Below are 18,693 nucleotides of genomic sequence, written 5' to 3' on the forward strand. Positions count from 1 at the left end.
TTCCCGGAAGCCTCATCCCGGTCGGGTGAAGGTGGCGCCGGAGCCACCTGCGCTCGTCTGAAAAACACGCATGAGGCGGGCCGCGGCGGTCGCGCCGCCGTCCGGTCATCGGCAACGGGGCCGCCGTGCAGCAGGCCCGCACCATTGCGCGGCGCCTCGAGACGGCCGATACGACACCGCCATCGCGCGCCGCCGCCGCGCTCGAACGGAAGGCGGCTCAGGCGCTGAGCCGATCGCGAACGCGCATGATGACCTGGCGCGCCGTGCCGAGCGCCCGCGCTACGCCGAAGCCCATTTCGCCGACGGCGAGCCGCCGCTTCACTTCCCCTTCTGCGCATCGAACAGCACCGACGGACGACCCAGGCGAGCGTGCGCCGGCCGCGTTCGAGCGCGACAGCCGAGCCTGTGTCCGCTCGATGAACAGATCGCGCTCGAGCAGCTTCTGAACCCCCCGGGCACTCCGCCGCGACCGTGCTGCCGCTGATCGCGTCCCCGCTCACGCACCGCTTGTCGACGGTTCGATAGCACTGCGGAGCCGCACGCGCTCGGCAAGCGCTTGCGCGCCGCCACGGCCGACAGCGCCGTCGGGCACACCCCCGCGCTGATGCATTATCCAGGCACCCCGGGGCCCGTCAGCGCGCCCAGTGCGCCCCCCCGCAACGCCTTCCCGCAAGACAACTGGCAGGAGGCCCCTGCCCCGACCTGTCGGTCGCGCGGCAAAACCCCAGCACACCTTACTGGCAATCTCGTGCTAGCTATCCGCTGAACCGCGACACGCCGGCACACGCCCCTTTCACGAAGCATACAAATCTCATCCAGTTACATCGGACTCCATATTATTACTTTGCCTTCTCGCAGCTTCTCTCGTAAACTGACTACACATTGGACGTTCGTTCTTAAATGAAGTCAAAGCGGGGTGGCGTGATGGCAAACGGGAAATTCGTGGCGTACTACCGCGTGTCGACAGCGAAGCAAGGCGCGAGCGGCCTGGGCCTCGACGCGCAGCGCGAGGCAGTCACGCGGTACCTAAACGGTGGATCCTGGGAGCTCGTCGGCGAATTCACGGAGACCGAAACCGGCAAAGGTGCCGACGCGCTCGCCAAGCGTCCGCAGCTGCGCGCGGCGCTCGAGATGTGCCGCAAGCACGGCGCCAGACTGCTGATCGCCAAGCTCGACCGCCTCGCACGCAATGTGCACTTCATCTCGGGGCTCATGGAAAGCAAGGTGAAGTTCGTCGCGGCCGACATGCCGGAGGCTACCGAACTCACGATCCACATCATGGCCGCCTTCGCCGAGCACGAGGCGAAACGGATCAGCGAACGCACGAAGGACGCGCTGGCCGCGGCGAAGGCCCGTGGCGTCGTTCTGGGTGCGACTGGACCCCAGAACCTCAAGCGGAACATCGAAGCCCGCCAGGGAGCCGCTGATGCGTTTGCCGGGTCGTTGGCCGGCGTGCTGGGCGGGTTCCGCGCCGCCGGCTTGTCACAGCGCGCGATGGTGGCAGAGCTGAACAATCTCGGCATCAGGACGGCGCGCGGCGGCCAGTGGTCCCTCGCGCAGCTGCAGCGGGTGCTCGCGCGGCTGTAGTCGGCCCGCCCCGCCCCATCAACGCCGCGGGCCCGGCGCACCCCGCCCGCCGAGCGCGGCGGCGCGCCGGCCGCGCAAACCAAACTCTGGGACCACACGGGGCCCCACGGACGGGGGTGACGAAATTTCGCGGGCCCCCACACCCATCCGCGCGTCGGAAAAACATCAACCTGCAAAAAATTGCGAGTTCACCTGCACGCTCGCTGTTCGTTCCCACCATCAGATCCGCACCGGCGTATCGCACGCGCATGCACGCGTATAGCCCATTCGCGCACGCGTGGAATCGAGGAAAACAATGTACCGTCAAGCGATCGACGCTCGCGTGCGCGATATGTGACACACGTCCGCGCACGCGGGAAACCGCAACAAAATCGTAGCGTCGAAGGACCGATGACCGTACGTCCACATGGCGCGCGGTCACGCACCACTGACGAGGACCGAGTGAAACAATCCGCCATCAACGCAGCCGTCACCGTGACGTTCTCGATGCTCGACCGACCAAGGCCGAAGATCACGCGCGAGAAAGTTGAGGCGCTCGAGCGCGAGATTCAGCGCTTGCCGCAAGTGGACTGCCCCGTGCGGCACTACTTCGCTCCCGGCATGGCCGCACGCGAGATGACGATCCCGGCGGGCGTCGTGATCACCGGCGCGGTACATCGCCACGAGCACCTGTGCACGGTGTCGAAAGGCCGCATCATCGTGTCCACCGATGAGGGAATGAAAGAGCTCGAGGCGCCTTGCACGATCGTCTCCAAGCCAGGCGCCAAACGCGTCGGCTATGCGATCGAGGAAACGGTCTGGACGACCTATCACGCCACAGACACGACCGACATCGACAAGCTCATCGAGGAAATCACCGAGTCGACCACGGCCGAGCTCATGGGCGGCGCGAACAACGTGCAGATGCTCGCGCAGGTCGCACGCGACGACTATGCCGCATTCCTCGACGAGTACGGCCTCACGCAGGAGCTCGTGACTCGCCTCGTAGAGAACCAGTCCGATCAGATCCCGATGCCTGCCAGCGTCGACGCGCTCGAGCGCCGCACATCGCCGATTCACGGCTTCGGTATGTTCGCGCGTCGCGATTTCGCCGAAGGCGAGCTGATCGCGCCCGCGCGGATCGGCGAGAAGCGCACGCCGGCGGGTCGGTACCTGAACCACTCGGGCATTCCGAATTGCCGATTCGTTGCGCTGCCCAACGGCGACTTGATGGCGCACGCGTGCTTGCCGATCCGCCGCGGCGATGAAGTGACGGTCGATTACCGACAAGCAATGCAGGTCAACGGCGCCGGATTCAAACCAATCGGGAGCGCGGCATGAGCGCAGGAATTTCAGCTGGCGCAATCGCAGGCGGCCTCGCAGCAGGGATAGGCGGCTCGCTCGTCTCGGGCCTCATGTCCCCCGGTACCTCTGGCGGCGGCGGTGGGGGCGGCCCATCCTACTACGTGCCCAGCGGCCTCGCCTTGGCAGACCAGGATTGGCAGAACCTGCTCAACCAATCGGGCGCGGTTCAGTCGCAGATCGCCGGAATGATCCCGTACTACCAGCAGGCACTCGGGCAGGGCCTGAGCGTCGGCACGAACCTGTACGGCACGGGCTATCAGAACGCGGCGAACGCGGCGGGCACTGGATACGCCAACGCCAGTAACGCGCTGACGGGGCTGGGAAACCTCGACCTCGCCACGCAGCAGCAACTGCTCGGCGCCGGCCGGCAGGTGTTCAACATGGGCCTCGATCCGCAGAACGCGCTCTACGATCGCACGCTCAACCAGCTCACGCAGCAAACGGGCGCAACGAACTCGATGTACGGACTCGGTTCGTCGGCCGCGGGCGCCGGCGTGCAGAACCAGGCGCTGTCGAACTTCAACATCGACTGGCAGAACAACCAGCTGTCGCGCGCGCTGCAGGGTCTGGGGGGCTACGCCAACGCTGCGAACACAGCCGGGAGCTACGGTCAGGCCGGCGCGAATGCGCTGACGCTGGCGCCGGAGTACATGCTCCAGTCCGGTCAGGTTCCGTACCAGGTGGCGGGAAGCCTCGCCGCACTGCCGGGCACGCTCGCCGGCACCTTCGCGTCGCAGCTGCAGAGCGGCCCGCTGTCGTCGGCGCAATCGATCCAAGGACAGACCATCCCGTACATGAACTACGGGCAAGGCGCACAGGCGGTGCCATACCAACAGCAAGCCAATAATGCGCAATCATTCGGGTCGTCCTTGGCCAGCGGTATCGGGGGGCTAGGTTCCGCGATCCAGAATGCCGGAGGCTTCGGCAACTTCTTCAACGGTACGACCGGATCGTTCGGCGGCGGCGATTTCAGCGGTGCATTCACGTCGAGCCCGTACTACTCGGGCGGCGGGAATTCGTACGGCTTCACGATGGGGTAAGACTACGGTCCGACGCTGTCCAACTATACGTTTTAAGGATCCGCCGTGAACGCAAACGACGCCGAGCAGCAGACACGCCCGATATGGTTCGTCGATGCCACCGTCAGCCTGACCGCGACGGAAAACGAATTCGTCTGGAACGCGCTGACCTTCGCAGTCGCCAACGGGCTGTTGGCCCGTCTCGCCGGGCAGGTCGACCCCAACATCGTCCGCGACATCTACAACAAGATCGTGGTCGCGAACGCCGAACAGGGTTGCGCCAACGCTCAGGCTTTCTGCCTGCAGCAGGGGCTCCCGTTCGGTGGCGGCACGGGCACGATACAGTAGCGGTCAGGTATAGAGGTGCCAACTGCCGTAAAGAGGCGCTGAATCACCTTCCCTGATCGCATGATCTCGCTGCGCGACGCCTCGAACCCAACACACGACGCCGCCCGGCTACGCTGTTACCTTTCCGATGCCCACGATCGCGGCAGCACTGCTCCGGATTGTGGCGCCGGCGACCGCCGTGCATCAGGACACGCGGCCCGTTTTCCCCTCCGCGGCGACCGGCGTGCCGCGGGCAGCAGTCAGAACTTCCCGCGCTCGAACGAGCTGGGTCGCTCGATCTACCGACCGCAAGTCACCGAAGTAGCGTGCAGCGGCGATCTACTGTCACGCCGTGCGGCGTTTCGCAAGGTTCGTCGGTGCGCGCGCACGGCCAAGCATGGCGCGCGCCCGAGTTGCGAGTCAGTTACAACCGTACGCCGTGCAGTAGCGGCTGAACGAATTCCCGTTCGAATCCATGCCGGACATCGACCGATTGCCGCTCCCGAAATTCTGGATCGTTTCGTTCCAGCTCTGGCCGTTCGCGGCAGTGCCGTTGATCGTCGTTGTGTTGCCGAACGTGTTGGCCGTTTCTCGCCACGAGCTACCGGTCTGGGCGTTGTAACCGTTCACCGTGGTCATGTTGCCCATCCGATTGATGCTGTACGAATTGCCGCTCGCGTCGGTGCAAGTCTCCATTGCCGAGCTGCCGAAGCAATTTGCGCGCGCCGCGCTGGACGCGACAAGAGCACCGCCGATAAGTACTACCCCGATTATCTTTTTCATGATGGTCCCCCGTAGTGGGAAAAGGAAGGATAGCTGCAGCGACGCGGAATTCCCACCGGGTGATTGCCTACCCCGCCAGCAGTCGCAGCCCCGATTGCGGCCCCTCACCCACCGTCGACTTCTCGCCAGTCCAGATCGTCACGGCCGCAGCATGCGCGGCGAGATGATCTGGAGCGAGATGGGCATAGCGAAGCACCATTTCATACTTCGACCATCCGCCCAGCTCCATGAGTCGGTTCAACGGCGTGCCGGCCTGCACGTGCCAGCTGGCCCACGTATGGCGCACGTCGTGGAACCGGAAATTCTGGATGCCGGCGCGCTCGCAGCTGCGCTGCCACTGCTCATTGTTCCAGCTCTCGATTGGACGCCCGTTCCGAGCGAACACGCGGGTCTGGTGCTTGCCGATCCACCTGCGGATAGCCGCAACGGCGTCATCGTTCAGCGGTACGCCAATCGGCTTCCGGGCCTTGGCCTGGTCCGGGTGGATCCACGCCCGCCGATTCACCAGATCGACCTGCGACCATTCCAGATTCAGCAGATTCGCGCGGCGCAGGCCCGTAGCAAAGCCCAGGATCGTCACATCGCGCAGCCAGTCGGCGCGGATTGCGTGGATCAGGCGCTGCGCTTCCTCGCGCGTGATCCAGCGGATCCGCTTCGGCTTTCCCGGCAGGTCCGACAGCTTCGGCACCTTGTCGATCCAGTCCCATTCGCGCATCGCACGATTCAGCATCCCGCGCAGGGTCGACAGATAGAGGTTCTTCGTGGCGCTCGATAGCGGCCGCGGCTCCTTCGCGCGGCTGCTGCGCTGCGGCAGTGCGTCGAAGATCTCGTCGCGTTTCAGGGAATCCAGATACCGACCTGAGAAGTGCTGCCGCCAGTGCCGGATGTGGATGCACTTGTTCGTGTAGTCGGACGTACCGGCACACTCCTGCAGCAAGCGCACTGCCGCGTCGTCGAACGTGCGACGCGGCCGCTCCCCCAGCTTTGCCACACGCCAGGCCTCATGTTTCAGCTTGGCTTCGAGCTCTTCCGCTTCTTTTTTATCGGTCGTGCCAGAAGTTTGTCTAACTCGGCCGCCGCCTGGCGCGCGGAAATCGATATACCACGCGTCGGAGCCCTTACGCTTTCGGATTGGCATGGCTTGCTCTCCTGCTCTTTCTGCGCCGGCCGGTCCGGCGGTTGCTGGTTGGTCGCTTCCCGCAGTTTTTCGGGCCATACGCGCCACACGGAGCCCACCTGGAAAAAGCCGAGTTCTTTCCGGTGCGCGTACGCCGTCGCATAGCTGACGCCGAGCAGCTCGGCGGCCTCCTTGAGGTTCAGGGCCCGGTCGGCCATCGGCGGCACGCGAGGCGCCCCCTCGGGCGCTGCTGACGTGCCTGGTGGCCCCTCAGTCATCGGAGGTCCGTCAGACGCTCCCGAGAGCGCCGCGGTGCCCACACCGTACTGTTCGCTGCACACTGGATCGGGGGCTCGCCGCCCGCTCTCCTGCCGCAGTCGATCAAGAGCATCAGCGGCCTGTGCGTCGAGCGATCGCGCCTGAGCTCGACTGCTCGACGCGCGATGGCGAAGGCGTCGCACTACGTCGTCGATGTCATCCATCCTTCGCCTTTCGCGTAGTTGTGGCCGGCCACGCCGGCGAATTGCTCACGCACGGCACACCTCGTCGCAGGTCACGGCACGAAGCAGCGCCGCGGCTTCGCGCCCGATCTCTGCCATCAGCATGGCGACCAACGGGCGGTGGCTTTCATCGCAGTCCTCGGCCAGTTGGATCAGCTCTTTGAGCTGCTCCGCACGCTTCGCCGCGAATTCGCGCAAATCGGTGTTCTCATGCACGGTGACCACGGTTACGGTACCGCCGTCGGCGGATTCGATGAATGCTGGTAGCTCAGACATAGCGTGCCTCCCTATCGGCGAGGCACAGGGCTGCCTCGTGAAAATCAATCCGTCGGCCACTGAGACGTGCGAAAGCAACGCGGGCTGCGATCCGCTCGCGCGCCTGCTCGTGGGTCACGCACCACGCGCGCGCGCAGCACGCCACAGCGCTGAATTCTTGAATGTCGCGGACGCGGCGCACCGCTTCGCGCACGGTCGGCTTCCACAACGGAAACACGTTCTCGCCGCGCCGCCCACGCCGACGCGGATTGACGACGGGCGGCCGATCGAACATCGGATGCGTCAGGACGATGGCTGTTGCTGCCGTATTGCTGGGCTGCTTAGGCATGGCCAGCCTCTATGCGAGCGAGGTCGGCCAGTTGACGCAGCGCGTCGCCGGTCGCATCGAGCGCGTCACGGTCAGACGGCGCGAGTGCGGCGGCGCGCAGTGCGTTGCGGATGATTTCGAGGCGAGACTGCGCTTGCTCGAGGCGTGCGGATGCCTTGGGGGCCATGATGTGGACTCCTACGTTTTGTAAGAGCCTACCGCTCCGTTTCCAGACGGGGTGGGCAGGCACATGACAAGGCTGGAAAACCGGAACGTAGGCACCGGCAGGCGCGAGCGCCTCCCTACCATGGCCCACCCATAAACTGAGGGCGCAATGATACAGCGGACGAAAAAATACCGCCTAGCGGCGGTTGTCCGCCCACGTTTCTCCGGGTTTCCAGGCCCGGCCGCTGTTGTCTCAGCGGCGATTACAGAATAGGTCTGCAATGAACGAGCGTCAAGCGGCCCGCGCAAATATTTGCGCGTCTCGGCGGTTCACGCCATTACTAAGCGCAACCGATGTATCACGAGAATCATCGCCTTTGAGGCCGTGCCGGCCGCCCAGCCGCATTCCATACCATATCAAACAGCGGACCATAAATATTGGCGGCCGAAGTGACAAATGATTCCACGAACAGCTCAGGCAATGCGAGATTTGCATAGTATGCGGGCACCACTGCCGCGTCGCCGTATATTGCCGCCGCCACAGAATTGCTCTGTTCCAACTGCGCTCCTCCGATGTCAACGAACGAGAGCATCACGAACGCCGGACCTTCAACCCCAAGCTTTGTATGCGCCTCAACGAGCGCTTGATGATGATGCTCCGTGACAAGTGCATCTTCGAGCGCCCCAACCCATGCCACTGATGAGTGGTTTGATTGCACGGGCATCACTGTCTCAATGCTCCCGTTCCGGAAAAGCTGCGTATACGAGAACGTCTCTTCAACCGCCGAGATGCTCATGGCTCCGTCCAGATTGATACGAGCACCCCAGCCACCTGCGACTACAGGCGGCCGCAGCAATTGCGCTACTCCGTGAAGACTGTTGATGTCGAAATTCAATGCTCCGAGAATGGATGCGATCGGCACGATATGTAGCACACTGACGGCACCCTTCCGAAGAGGTGCCGACAACGGTCGTTGGCGCAGTCCGATAACGCGATCTTCCCGAAATGCCCGCACCCTTTCGGTCGCCGTGGCACTTTGAAGAAATGCGCTGCGAAGTGTCGTAATGTCCATCGGATCGATACCGGTCGAAGTGCGTGTGTAGAAAGCGCCACTCTTACGCACGCGATGAGGTGCCTGGAAACTGGACGGCGTGCGCACGATGACGATATAGCCTCCATCGGGAACCGCAATGGCCTCGAGATGGACGCCAGGGATCTTGGGCTCGATGAGGTCTGTCAGCGTTGACTGCAACGAGCGCAAGGCTGCGTCTACGTTTTGAAGTTCGATCGGCACGAACCGGGAAATGACCCCGCCCTCCTCGTCGGCGCCTAGGATCAAATCGCCACCACGAGTGTTAGCGAATGCCACGACGTCGGCAGCAAGACTTACCCGCGCGTCCTTCTCGGTCGGGAAATCGCGCTTGAAATCGAGCGTGTGCGACTCTGGAATCTGATTTTCTTTGAGCGCCAGAAGGTCGGCGAAGGTTACGTCGCGCAAGTCAGCTTTACCCAGCATTGCTCGGCTCCGATTGGTGTCTTTCGGCGCAATGTTACAGCATCCTATTGCTTGCGCTTCAGGCCGAAGTCATTGCGCTGCCTATACAATTGCATCTCCTATAACCGCTCGAGGATGACCTTCCATGCAGATGACGAATGCGGAAAAACTGATCACGATCATGCTGTGCGAGATCCAGGAGCACCTGAAAATGAAGGGCGAAGTCGACGCAGGTTTCGTGAAGGATGCCATACTCGATGACCATCTTTGGGCGTTCGAGTGGCGATACCAAGGTATCTTCGGTGATAGCGGCGACCCGAGTCCTCCGGAAGTGTCCTTCGTTGTCGACGTACTCGACATGTGGACGTTTATCGAACGCGGTTACGCAGGACTGTCACCTCAAGACAAAACACGTGTGGACACTGAAGCGTCACCGTTTATTCCGCCGAGGTTCGAGGGCTTCGACGGAAACAACGAAACCGAACACATGTCGATCGCGCGATTCTTGGTCGAGAAACTGGATCGCTTCACGAACTTCAAGGGGCGTGCATTCAATTCGCACATGCCGACCATTCATCGATATGGCCAAATGCTCAAGGTCTTTGAACCGATCCGCGCCAAGCTCGGCAGTCCACGCGATCTTAGCGCCAATGAGTTGATCCGAATTCTTACCAGGAAGGCGAGCGACTAAACACCGCGAAACGATGCCGCGCCCCGAGTGGTTTCGCGGCATCAGACGCTGTGGCTCCGAGCCCCAACCGCCGTGCGTACGGCAGAACAATGCGTTGCATCCTCTCGAACTCCACTGATGGTCGAATCAATAGAACCACGTCGACAGCGGGCAATTATTGATGTCGTGCACTGGGAAACAGACGCTGAGTTCGGTGTGTTCCCCCAAGGTGCTCGCGCGAAGGAAGCCGTGTTCGCGCCCACGGAACCTAGCGACCCCTGCTTGATTCCCTCGCGACGCTATCTGTTCAAGCGGTCCAAACGAAGCTATCCGGATCAATTCTGGGGTGAAGTGATTGCCTATCGGATCGGCTGCCAAATGGGGGTATTAGTACCGCCTGCGTTGGCCGCGAGCAACTCCGGTACCGGCCACTCCGCAGCTCTGATCGAATGGTTCTATGACGATAATGAGCGTTTCGTCCACGCGGGCGATTTCCTGCAGGCGCGAAACCCTGACTTTGACCGTGAACAAGGGCGTCAGCACAACTTCGTTGACGCCGTCGCGCTAATACGGGCCTTGGCTATCCCGCGTTTCCTGCAGGGCGACTGGCGGCAGTGGCTCGCGGACATGGCACTATTCGACGCTGTGATCGGGAACACGGACCGCCACCAAGACAATTGGGGGTTCGTCTTTACAAACCCCGAGGCAGATCGACTCATCTGCACGCTAGCGCCGCTGTTCGACAACGGCACAAGCCTTGGCCACGAGCGCTTCGTCGAGCGAATCGCCGGTTGGCGCGACAGCGATTACGAACGCTACATCAGCCGTGGCACCCATCATATGGGAAAGACACTTGCAGACGGATTTTCGTCGGCCAAGCATGCTGAATTGGTCGCCTACATACTGGAGCAGTGGCCTACCGCGCGCGCAATTCTTGCTCAACGCTTAAACTTGTTGGACGGAGCTGTGGAAGGAATTTTGGACGAATTGATGGAGCTCGATGGGGACCTTCCCCTGTCCCCAGCCCGTGCCCGCTTTGTCGGAAGGCTTCTCACCCGTCGGATTTCACTGTTGCAAGAGATCGTACGATGAACAAGCTGTCCTACATCCGAGAGCCGAGTAAGCTGCTTCTCACATGGCAGCCACCGGCGTCAGAGCCGCATGCTCGAACACGAAGGGTTGTGGCAGAAATCGAGGCGGAAGGAAACGACGTGGTCCTTCGGTACCTCGGCGGCACCGACGACTTCAAGGCTGCGCTGGCGTGTGGGTTCGCCGGTTATCCTGCCTTCCGGCTCAACGCTACCGAGCATCGACAGGGGGTCGTCGAGGCGCTTATGCGTCGTTTGCCGCCCCGGAGGCGCGAAGACTTCAGCGATTTTTTAGCGAAGCATCGCCTACCCGACCCATTCCCTTTGTCGGATCTCGCACTGCTTGGTTACACAGGCGCCGCGCTTCCAAGCGACGGATTCGCGCTCGTGCCGGACTTCCCAGACCGACCTGGGCCGTTCGACTACATCACCGAACTTGCCGGCACGCGCCATGTGTATGGCCTCAATCTTTCCGGCGTTTCTGTCGGAGATGAAGTGCAGTTTGCAGTTGACCGCGAGAATCCAGTCGAAAAAGACGCCGTGTTCGCTGTCCATCGTGGCCGACCGCTTGGCTACATTAACCGTGCGCTTCGAAAGCGCCTTGCAAAATGGGCATCGACAGGCAATTTGTCCGCTCATGTGGAACGTCTTAACGGCAAGCCTGATCGGCCGTTGGTGTATGTCCGGCTGGAATATCGCTGACGGGAGGCGCAATACCGCCGCCATCGCCGCCCATACCACATTTGCGCTGCCGCACAACCACGAGCCCGGGGAAATTTCGGGCTCGATTCGTTTCATGTTCGCTAAAACTGGGGCTGAACGGTCGTCGTCGGGGGCTACCCGAGATCGCATGTACGGGGCCTTTGACGTAACCCCGGCGTAACCCCGCAAGGTCTTGAAGCGCTGAGACTGGCCCGCCCTACACGATTCGAACGTGTGACCTACGGCTTAGAAGGCCGTTGCTCTATCCAACTGAGCTAAGGGCGGTCGAGGGGAAAAGACACGGCCACACGACCCGGGCCGCATTTGACGCGAAAGGCTTCGAGCACAAACCGCACTCAAAGCCCCGAAACGAAACGGGCCCGGCATGAAGCCGAGCCCGAAATTATACCCGATCATCGCGTCATATCATGCGCGACGCGCGACCGGCGCCGCAACCATCAAACCGGCTGCGGATGCAGCATGAACCACCCAAGGCAAAACACCCCGGCAATCACGCAATACAAGCCGAACGAAGCCAGCCGCCCGCGCCCTTCGAAATAGCGCATCAAGAACCGCACACTCAGATAAGCGGCAATTGCCGTCAGCACGCCACCGAGCAGTGCGTCCGCGAGCTGGTCGCGCGCATGGAACAGCTTCGGCAGTTCGAGCACGCCCGCCGCAAAAATGATCGGCGTGCCGAGCAGGAACGAAAACTCCGCCGCCTTCTCCGCCGTCAGCCCGGCCGCGTTACCGGCGATCATCGTCAGCCCGCTGCGCGAGAAACCCGGAATCAGCGCGCCGATCTGCGCAAGGCCCACGAAGAACGCCTGCTTGAACGTCATCTTTTCGGGCGGCTGGTGTGCACGGCTGCGCTGGATCCGATCGCCGATCCACAGCAGCACGCCGTTGATGATCAGCGCGATCGCGACGATCCGCAGGTCGTGAAACACGCGCTCGATGCGCTTCTCGAGCAGCAGACCGACAATCCCGGTCGGGATCGTGCCGATGATCAGCGCCCACATCAGGTGCCCGTCGTCGTTCTTGCGGCCGCCGAGCTGCGCGAAGAAGCCGCTGATCAGCGCGATCCAGCGCGCGCGGAAATACCAAAGCAGCGCGAGCGCGGTACCGAGGTGCAGCGCCACGAGGAACGGCAGCAACTGCGGCGCGTGCTTGTCGATGTGCATGCCGAACAGCGCCGGCACGAGCAGCGTGTGGCCGAGACTGCTGACGGGGAAGAGTTCGGTGACGCCCTGCAGGACGCTCAGGAATACCAGAAACCAGAGACTCACGCGTCGGTCCTTTTAGTGGTGATCAATCGGGTAGAAAAGCGGACGACGCATCGCGCGTCCGAAAAACGCGCCCCGATTATGCCCAGCCAGGATTACTGCGCCAAGGCATTTGGCCGGTTATTGCGGCAATGCACACAAACGCTTGCAACTTGTAAGCGCGCAGAAAGCAAAAAGCCCGCCATTTGCATGGCGGGCCTTTCGATTCCGGCAGAAATTGCCGTCAGCGGCCGAGCTGATAGAAAAACAATACCGTGCTGCCGGTGAACATGCCGAACAGTGCGATTCCCATTGCCATTGCCAGATCCATGGCCCCCTCCACGAAGTGTCATGACCCGGCAACATCACCGGTTTACAGGCATTATCCAGACCGTCGGCAGTCTGAAAAACTCGCGATTTCCCGAGAAGGGTTTTCCCCGACCGCGTCGCGGCCCGATAATGGAGCGCGCCATCGCGCACCCCGCCCACCCGTTCATACCGATTCGCCATGCCGATCTTCCAGCAGCACGACATTCATGAACTTCACGCCGGCTCGTCACTCGTCCGGGTCGCCCCGCAATTCGGCGGCCGCCTGCTGTCGTGGCACGTCGACGGCGAGCCGGTCATTTTCTGGCCGGAAGCCGCCGACTGGAGCAACCTCGCGCGCGTGCGCGGCGGCAATCCGCTGCTGTTCCCGTTCCTCGGCCGCCATCGCGTCGACGGCGAACTGGGCCGCTGGCGCGATGCCGCCGGCGTGGTCCGCGACCTGCCGATGCACGGTTTCGCGCGCGACCTGCCGTTCTCGGCACAACCGTCGGCCGACGGCGCCGCGCTGTCGATGACGGTCGATGCGAACGACGCGCTGCGCGACAGCTATCCATTCGATTTCCGGTTCGAGACGACCTACCGGCTCGCCGACGCCCACACGCTCGACGTCGCGCTCACCACGACCAACCGCGGCGACACGCCGCTGCCCTACTACGCGGGCCACCATTTCTACTTCGCGCTGCCGCACGGCGAGCGCGCGCAAACCACGCTCGAACTGCCGCCGACGCGCCGCTGCATGCAGCGCGCCGATGGCTCGATCAGCCCGCTGGAGCCCGGCGAAGCATCGTACAGCCTCGGCGATCCGGACATTCTCGACCGCTTCCACTGCCTCGACGGCGCGCCCTCCACGCCGGTGCGCATCGTGATGCCAGGTCGCCGCCGCACGATCGAGATCGCGCTCGACGTCCCGGGCTCGATCCCGTGGTACGCGGTCACGACCTGGACGGAAAAGCCGGAATCGGACTTCTACTGCGTCGAGCCGTGGCTCGGCCTGCCGGACGCGATCCACAACGGCCTCGGGCTGCGGATGCTCGCACCGGGCGCGACCGAAACGGCCACGCTGCGGATTCGCGTGCTGCCGCTCGCCGGCTGACGTCGGCCGCATCGGCGAACCGGTGCGCGCCGGCCGCGCCCGCGGCCCGAAACTGCGGTGCTCGGGTCGAACCCGTTAAAATCGGACGTTTTGTATCGCCTGCCGCGTCCCGCGCGGTGGGGTTTTGCGAGGTTCAATGTTCGGAACAACAACGAAGCGGCTCTTCGCGGCCGCCTGCGCCGCGCTGCTCGTCGCGTGCGGCTCCGCACCCGTCGGCCCGGGTTACTACCGCGTCGAGCGCGGCGACACGCTCTACAAGATCGCGCGCGAGAATCGCACGTCGATGGCGAACATCGTGCGCTGGAACCAGATCGCGAATCCCGACGCGATCGAGGTCGGCCAGGTGCTGCGTATCGCGCCGCCGCCCGGCACGACGACCGCGTCGACCACCGGCACCGGCAGTGCGGGCCGCAGCCGCCCCGCGCCTTCCGCGCCGGTCGAATCGGCCGTCAAGCCGGCCACCAGCATCGCGCTGATCTGGCCGGCCGCCGGCAACGTGGTGCGCAGCTTCGACGGCTCGAAATCCAAGGGCATCGATATCGCGAACGTAACGGGCACGCCGGTGCTGGCCGCCGCGCCGGGCACCGTCGTCTATGCGGGCAACGGATTGCGCGGCTACGGCAACCTGATCATCCTCAAGCACAATGCCGATTACCTGACGGCCTACGCGCACAACCGTGCGCTGCTCGTGAGGGAAGGCCAGTCGGTCACGCAGGGGCAGACGATCGCGGAGATGGGCAACAGCGACAGCGATCGCGTCGCGCTGCACTTCGAGCTGCGCTACGGCGGCCGCTCGATCGATCCGGCGCGCTACCTGCCGGCGCGCTGAGCGCGCCACCGCCGAAGGAGGACGACACGCGATGCCGGCATGCATCGCATGTCGTCGCGAGGGAGATCGGGAAGGTCGTGTCAGCGCTTGCGCAGACGGCCGGTGAACCGGCCGGACAACGGATCGACGCGGCTGGCAAACGCCACCAACGCACCGATTCCGAACAGGCTGAACCCCGCAGCTATCAGAAGCAAATCCATGGTCATATCACTGTTTTGTCATGATCTTATGCGTCATAGCGGAATCGTGCACTGAGCCACCCCCGTTGCACGAGTCCGAACATTCCCCTATCCATCAGGCGCCATTGTGGTTTCGGTCGCGTGAAATGCCGATGTAATCCATCGGCCGATGCCGACGATGGACGCGAAGGAGACTTGCGATGCTGCCCGCCGCCGACCGCTACGACAACCTCCTCTCCCGCTTCGCGTGGGACGTTCCGGCCCGCTACAACATCGGCGTGGATGTCTGCGACAAGTGGGCCGACGGCAGCGGACGGCTCGCGCTGATTCACGAGACGACGCAAGGCGACGTGTCCCGCCTCACGTTCGACGACCTGAGGAATGTTTCTAACCGTTTCGCGAACAGCCTCGCGCGGGCGGGTCTGCAACGTGGCGACCGCATCGCGATCTTCCTCGCGCAAGGTCCGGAAACGGCGATCGCCCATCTCGCCGCGTACAAGCTCGGCGCGATCGCGGTGCCGCTTTTCACGCTGTTCGGCGCCGACGCGCTCGAATACCGGCTCGCGAACAGCGAAGCCGCCGCGCTCGTCACCGACGCGGCCGGTTACGCGAAAATCGCGCCGCTGCGCGCGCGGCTGCCGGCGCTGCGCACGTGCTACTGCATCGGCGACGATGCGCCCGATGCGCCCGGTGTGCTGCGCTTCGACACCGCACTCGCCGCCGAATCGTCGGATTTCGTGCCGGCGGACACCGCCGCCGACGACCCGGCGGTCATCATCTACACGTCCGGGACGACCGGGAAGCCGAAAGGCGCGCTCCATGCGCATCGCGTGCTACTGGGCCACCTGCCGGGCGTCGAGATGTCGCAGCAATGCTTCCCGCGCGACGCGCGCCTGTTCTGGACACCCGCCGACTGGGCATGGATCGGCGGGCTCCTCGACGTGCTGCTGCCGTCATGGCACCACGGCGTGCCGGTGCTCGCGCGCCGCTTCGAGAAGTTCGACGGCGAAGCCGCGTTCGCGCTGATGGCGCGGCATGGCGTGACTCACGCGTTCCTGCCGCCGACCGCGCTGAAGCTGATGCGCGCGGTGCCCGCGCCGCGCGAGCGCCACGCGCTGGCGCTGAAATCGGTCGCGAGCGGCGGAGAATCGCTCGGCACCGAGCTGACGGCGTGGGGACGCGACGCGCTCGGCGTGACGATCAACGAGTTCTACGGACAGACCGAATGCAACATGGTGCTGTCGTCATGCGCGGCGCTGTTCGATGCGCAGCCCGGTGCGATCGGCAAGGCCGTGCCCGGCCATGCGGTCGCGATCGTCGACGAGCACGGCACGCCGCTGCCGCCCGGCGTCGAGGGACGCATCGCGGTGCGCCGCCCGGACCCGGTGATGTTCCTCGAATACTGGCGCAATCCCGCCGCGACGCGCGACAAGTTCGCGGGTGATTACCTCCTCACCGGCGACACCGGCACGATCGATGCCGACGGCTTCGTGCGCTTCGTCGGCCGCGACGACGACGTGATCACGAGCGCCGGCTACCGGATCGGCCCGGGGCCAATCGAGGACTGCCTGCTCACGCACCCGGCGGTGCGGATGGCAGCCGTCGTCGGCGTGCCCGACCCGACGCGCACCGAAATCGTCAAGGCGTTCGTCGTGCTGAACCCCGGCCATGTCGGCGACGACGCGCTCGTGCAGTCGCTGCAGGTCCACGTGCGGACGCGCCTGGCCGCGCACGAGTACCCGCGCGCGATCGCGTTCGTCGACGGCCTGCCGATGACGGCAACCGGCAAGATCGTGCGCCGCGCGCTGCGCGACGCGTGAACCGGGCACGCCCCGCCACGTCGGGCGGCCGGCCGCGCGCCCGGATGGTTTATAGTGGCGCCCACGCAGTCTTTTCAGCACACCACCGATGTCCTCCGACCAACACGAATCCGCCGCGGGCGCGTCGCACAGCCCGCTCTACGCCAAACTCCTCGGCGAAACCGCCAAGATCGACTGGTGCGATCTCGAGCGCTTCTTCGCGCAGGGCAAGCTGCTGTCGGTCGCACGCGACCTCGATCTCGTCAGCGTCGCGGAAGCGATCGCGGGCGACGACGCCGATCAGGTCACGCGCTGGCTGTCGTCCGGTCTCGTCGCGCGCATGCCGGCGGAAACCGCCGCCGATTTCGCGGCGCGCAATCCGGAGCTGTGGGCGGTCGTCGTGTCGCCGTGGGTCTGCGTGCAGGAACGCGCCTGACGCGTTCGCCATGTCCGAATCCGCATTACCGCATGGGGCCAGCACCGGATCGGCCGTCGTCTCGCACCGGCGCGTCCTCGCGCTCGCCTTCCCGATCGTCCTTGCGAACCTGACCCAGCCGATCCTCGGCGCGGTCGACACGGCCGTCGCCGGCCACCTCGACGGCGCGCAGTATCTCGGCGGCGTCGCGCTCGGCGGACTGTTCTTCAACTTCGTGTTCTGGGGCTTCGGCTTCCTGCGCATGGGCACGACCGGCCTCGTCGCGCAGGCGCACGGCGCCGGCGACGCCGCCGGCATCCGGCTCAACGTGCTGCGCGCGCTGATCGTCGCGTTCGCGCTCGGCGCCGCCGTGCTCGCGCTGCAGGTGCCGCTGCTGTCGTTCGCGCTGACCGCGCTGGGCGGCAGCGACGCCGTCCGCGCGACGGCGCTGACCTATGGCCACGCACGCATCTGGAGCGCGCCGTTCGCGCTCGCGAACTACGTGGTGCTCGGCTATCTGCTCGGCGCGCAACGCGTGCGGCTCGCGCTCGTCACGCAGGTCTTCATCAATGCGGTGAACATCGGTGCCGTGCTGTTGTACGTGTATGGCTTCGGCTGGGGCATCGCCGGGATCGGCGCGGCAACCGCGACCGCGGACGCGTGCGGCTTCGCGCTCGGCGCATGGATGCTGTGGCGGCTGCGCCCGCGCGGCCTCGCGCCGCTGGCCGCGGGTGCATTGGCGGATCGTGCGGCGCTCAAGCGGCTGATCGCGCTCAATCGCGACATCTTCCTGCGCACGCTGTGCCTGCTCGGCGCATTCGGCTGGTTCGCGCACCTGGGCGCCACGCAGGGTGACGCGACGCTCGCGGCCAACGCACTGCTGCTGAATTTCCAGACCTTCATGGCTTACGGGCTCGACGGCTTCGCGCATGCGGCCGAGGCGCTCGTCGGCGCCGCAGCCGGCGCACGCGACCGCACCGCATTCCGGCAAGCCGTACGGGTCACGCTGCTGTGGTCCGCGCTCGGCGCGCTGCTGTTCGCGCTCGTCTACTGGGCGGCCGGCGGCTGGATCGTCGCACGGCTGACCGACCAGGCAGGGATCCGCGCGGTCGCGCTGCAATACCTGCCGTGGGCGGCAATCTCGCCCATCGTGTCCGTGTGGGGGTTCCTGCTCGACGGCGTGTTCATCGGCGCGACGCAGACGCAGTCGCTGATGCGCGCGATGGTCGTGTCGTTCGCGATCTTCATTGCCGCGACGCTGGCGGCTGTCGGCCCGTTCGGCAACCACGGGCTGTGGTTCGCGCTGCTGCTGTTCATGGTCGCGCGTGGCGCGACGCTCGCGCGCTACTTGCCGGCGTTGACGCGGCGGATCGGCGCCGACGCACCCGCGGGCGGCACCTGACGG

At 64.5% G+C, this 18,693-nt stretch carries 19 protein-coding genes and 1 tRNA gene; 12 read left to right on the forward strand and 8 right to left on the reverse strand.

Features of this window, described 5'->3' with window-relative positions; translation table 11 throughout:
* Positions 1-942: 942 nt before the first annotated feature.
* From WS87_RS11445 to WS87_RS11460, 4 genes are all read left to right on the forward strand, one after another.
* Complete coding sequence (locus tag WS87_RS11445) at positions 943-1,587, forward strand: recombinase family protein (protein WP_236873185.1); 645 nt, start codon at positions 943-945, stop codon at positions 1,585-1,587.
* Between the two features lie 333 nt (positions 1,588-1,920).
* Complete coding sequence (locus tag WS87_RS11450; RefSeq protein ID WP_159085662.1) at positions 1,921-2,907, forward strand: SET domain-containing protein-lysine N-methyltransferase; 987 nt, start codon at positions 1,921-1,923, stop codon at positions 2,905-2,907.
* 143 nt (positions 2,908-3,050) lie between these two features.
* The gene (locus WS87_RS11455; RefSeq protein ID WP_059815651.1) at positions 3,051-3,971 is read left to right on the forward strand and encodes a hypothetical protein; all 921 of its coding nucleotides are present in this window, start codon (positions 3,051-3,053) and stop codon (positions 3,969-3,971) included.
* Between the two features lie 45 nt (positions 3,972-4,016).
* Positions 4,017-4,298: a hypothetical protein gene (locus WS87_RS11460; RefSeq protein ID WP_059815652.1), complete on the forward strand. Its 282-nt coding sequence runs from the start codon at positions 4,017-4,019 to the stop codon at positions 4,296-4,298.
* A gap of 399 nt (positions 4,299-4,697) precedes the next feature.
* Here the strand turns inward: WS87_RS11460 and WS87_RS11465 are convergent, their stop codons facing one another.
* The 6 genes from WS87_RS11465 to WS87_RS11485 all read right to left on the reverse strand — a co-directional run bounded on the left by WS87_RS11465 (position 4,698) and on the right by WS87_RS11485 (position 8,942).
* Positions 4,698-5,060 (reverse strand): hypothetical protein, encoded by a 363-nt coding sequence (locus WS87_RS11465; RefSeq protein WP_059815656.1) that lies wholly within the window; start codon positions 5,058-5,060, stop codon positions 4,698-4,700.
* A gap of 67 nt (positions 5,061-5,127) precedes the next feature.
* Complete coding sequence (locus tag WS87_RS11470) at positions 5,128-6,198, reverse strand: tyrosine-type recombinase/integrase (RefSeq protein ID WP_082750557.1); 1,071 nt, start codon at positions 6,196-6,198, stop codon at positions 5,128-5,130.
* Between the two features lie 506 nt (positions 6,199-6,704).
* The gene (locus WS87_RS11475) at positions 6,705-6,953 is read right to left on the reverse strand and encodes a hypothetical protein (protein WP_159085663.1); all 249 of its coding nucleotides are present in this window, start codon (positions 6,951-6,953) and stop codon (positions 6,705-6,707) included.
* The gene (locus WS87_RS11480; RefSeq protein ID WP_159085664.1) at positions 6,946-7,281 is read right to left on the reverse strand and encodes a hypothetical protein; all 336 of its coding nucleotides are present in this window, start codon (positions 7,279-7,281) and stop codon (positions 6,946-6,948) included. The genes WS87_RS11475 and WS87_RS11480 overlap by 8 nt, the downstream gene beginning before the upstream one ends.
* Complete coding sequence (locus WS87_RS33955; RefSeq protein WP_179952334.1) at positions 7,274-7,447, reverse strand: hypothetical protein; 174 nt, start codon at positions 7,445-7,447, stop codon at positions 7,274-7,276. The genes WS87_RS11480 and WS87_RS33955 overlap by 8 nt, the downstream gene beginning before the upstream one ends.
* A gap of 346 nt (positions 7,448-7,793) precedes the next feature.
* A complete protein-coding gene (locus tag WS87_RS11485; RefSeq protein ID WP_059815675.1) occupies positions 7,794-8,942 on the reverse strand; it encodes an AlbA family DNA-binding domain-containing protein in 1,149 nt (382 codons plus the stop codon).
* Positions 8,943-9,066: 124 nt separating this feature from the next.
* Here WS87_RS11485 and WS87_RS11490 point away from each other — a divergent pair, with 124 nt between their 5' ends.
* The 3 genes from WS87_RS11490 (at position 9,067) to WS87_RS33570 (ending at position 11,381) form a co-directional block, all read left to right on the forward strand.
* On the forward strand, positions 9,067-9,612 hold the full coding sequence (locus WS87_RS11490; RefSeq protein WP_059815678.1) for a YfbU family protein: 546 nt from the start codon (positions 9,067-9,069) through the stop codon (positions 9,610-9,612).
* Between the two features lie 117 nt (positions 9,613-9,729).
* A complete protein-coding gene (locus tag WS87_RS11495) occupies positions 9,730-10,683 on the forward strand; it encodes a HipA domain-containing protein (RefSeq protein ID WP_159085665.1) in 954 nt (317 codons plus the stop codon).
* Complete coding sequence (locus WS87_RS33570) at positions 10,680-11,381, forward strand: HIRAN domain-containing protein (protein WP_159085666.1); 702 nt, start codon at positions 10,680-10,682, stop codon at positions 11,379-11,381. Before WS87_RS11495 ends, WS87_RS33570 begins: the two co-directional genes overlap by 4 nt.
* A 208-nt stretch (positions 11,382-11,589) precedes the next feature.
* On the opposite strand, the gene WS87_RS11505 is transcribed toward WS87_RS33570, so the two are convergent.
* Together WS87_RS11505 and WS87_RS11510 are read right to left on the reverse strand one after the other, a co-directional pair.
* Positions 11,590-11,666 (reverse strand) — tRNA-Arg (locus tag WS87_RS11505).
* 173 nt (positions 11,667-11,839) lie between these two features.
* The gene (locus tag WS87_RS11510) at positions 11,840-12,670 is read right to left on the reverse strand and encodes an undecaprenyl-diphosphate phosphatase (RefSeq protein ID WP_059506104.1); all 831 of its coding nucleotides are present in this window, start codon (positions 12,668-12,670) and stop codon (positions 11,840-11,842) included.
* A gap of 484 nt (positions 12,671-13,154) precedes the next feature.
* On the opposite strand from WS87_RS11510, the gene WS87_RS11515 reads away from it, so the two are divergent.
* The 5 genes from WS87_RS11515 to WS87_RS11535 all read left to right on the forward strand — a co-directional run bounded on the left by WS87_RS11515 (position 13,155) and on the right by WS87_RS11535 (position 18,690).
* A complete protein-coding gene (locus WS87_RS11515; protein ID WP_059815689.1) occupies positions 13,155-14,066 on the forward strand; it encodes an aldose epimerase family protein in 912 nt (303 codons plus the stop codon).
* A 136-nt stretch (positions 14,067-14,202) separates the two neighbouring features.
* Positions 14,203-14,895: a peptidoglycan DD-metalloendopeptidase family protein gene (locus WS87_RS11520; protein ID WP_059815694.1), complete on the forward strand. Its 693-nt coding sequence runs from the start codon at positions 14,203-14,205 to the stop codon at positions 14,893-14,895.
* 379 nt (positions 14,896-15,274) lie between these two features.
* The gene (locus WS87_RS11525; protein ID WP_059815699.1) at positions 15,275-16,894 is read left to right on the forward strand and encodes an acyl-CoA synthetase; all 1,620 of its coding nucleotides are present in this window, start codon (positions 15,275-15,277) and stop codon (positions 16,892-16,894) included.
* Positions 16,895-16,982: 88 nt separating this feature from the next.
* Positions 16,983-17,309, forward strand: a complete 327-nt coding sequence (locus WS87_RS11530) for a DUF2288 domain-containing protein (protein ID WP_059523428.1) — start codon at positions 16,983-16,985, stop codon at positions 17,307-17,309.
* A 10-nt stretch (positions 17,310-17,319) separates the two neighbouring features.
* Positions 17,320-18,690 carry an MATE family efflux transporter gene (locus WS87_RS11535; RefSeq protein ID WP_059815703.1) on the forward strand — a complete coding sequence of 457 codons (1,371 nt, stop codon included), beginning with the start codon at positions 17,320-17,322 and terminating at the stop codon, positions 18,688-18,690.
* Positions 18,691-18,693 lie beyond the last annotated feature (3 nt).

The organism is Burkholderia sp. MSMB0856, from assembly GCF_001524645.2.
Classification (GTDB): domain Bacteria; phylum Pseudomonadota; class Gammaproteobacteria; order Burkholderiales; family Burkholderiaceae; genus Burkholderia; species Burkholderia diffusa.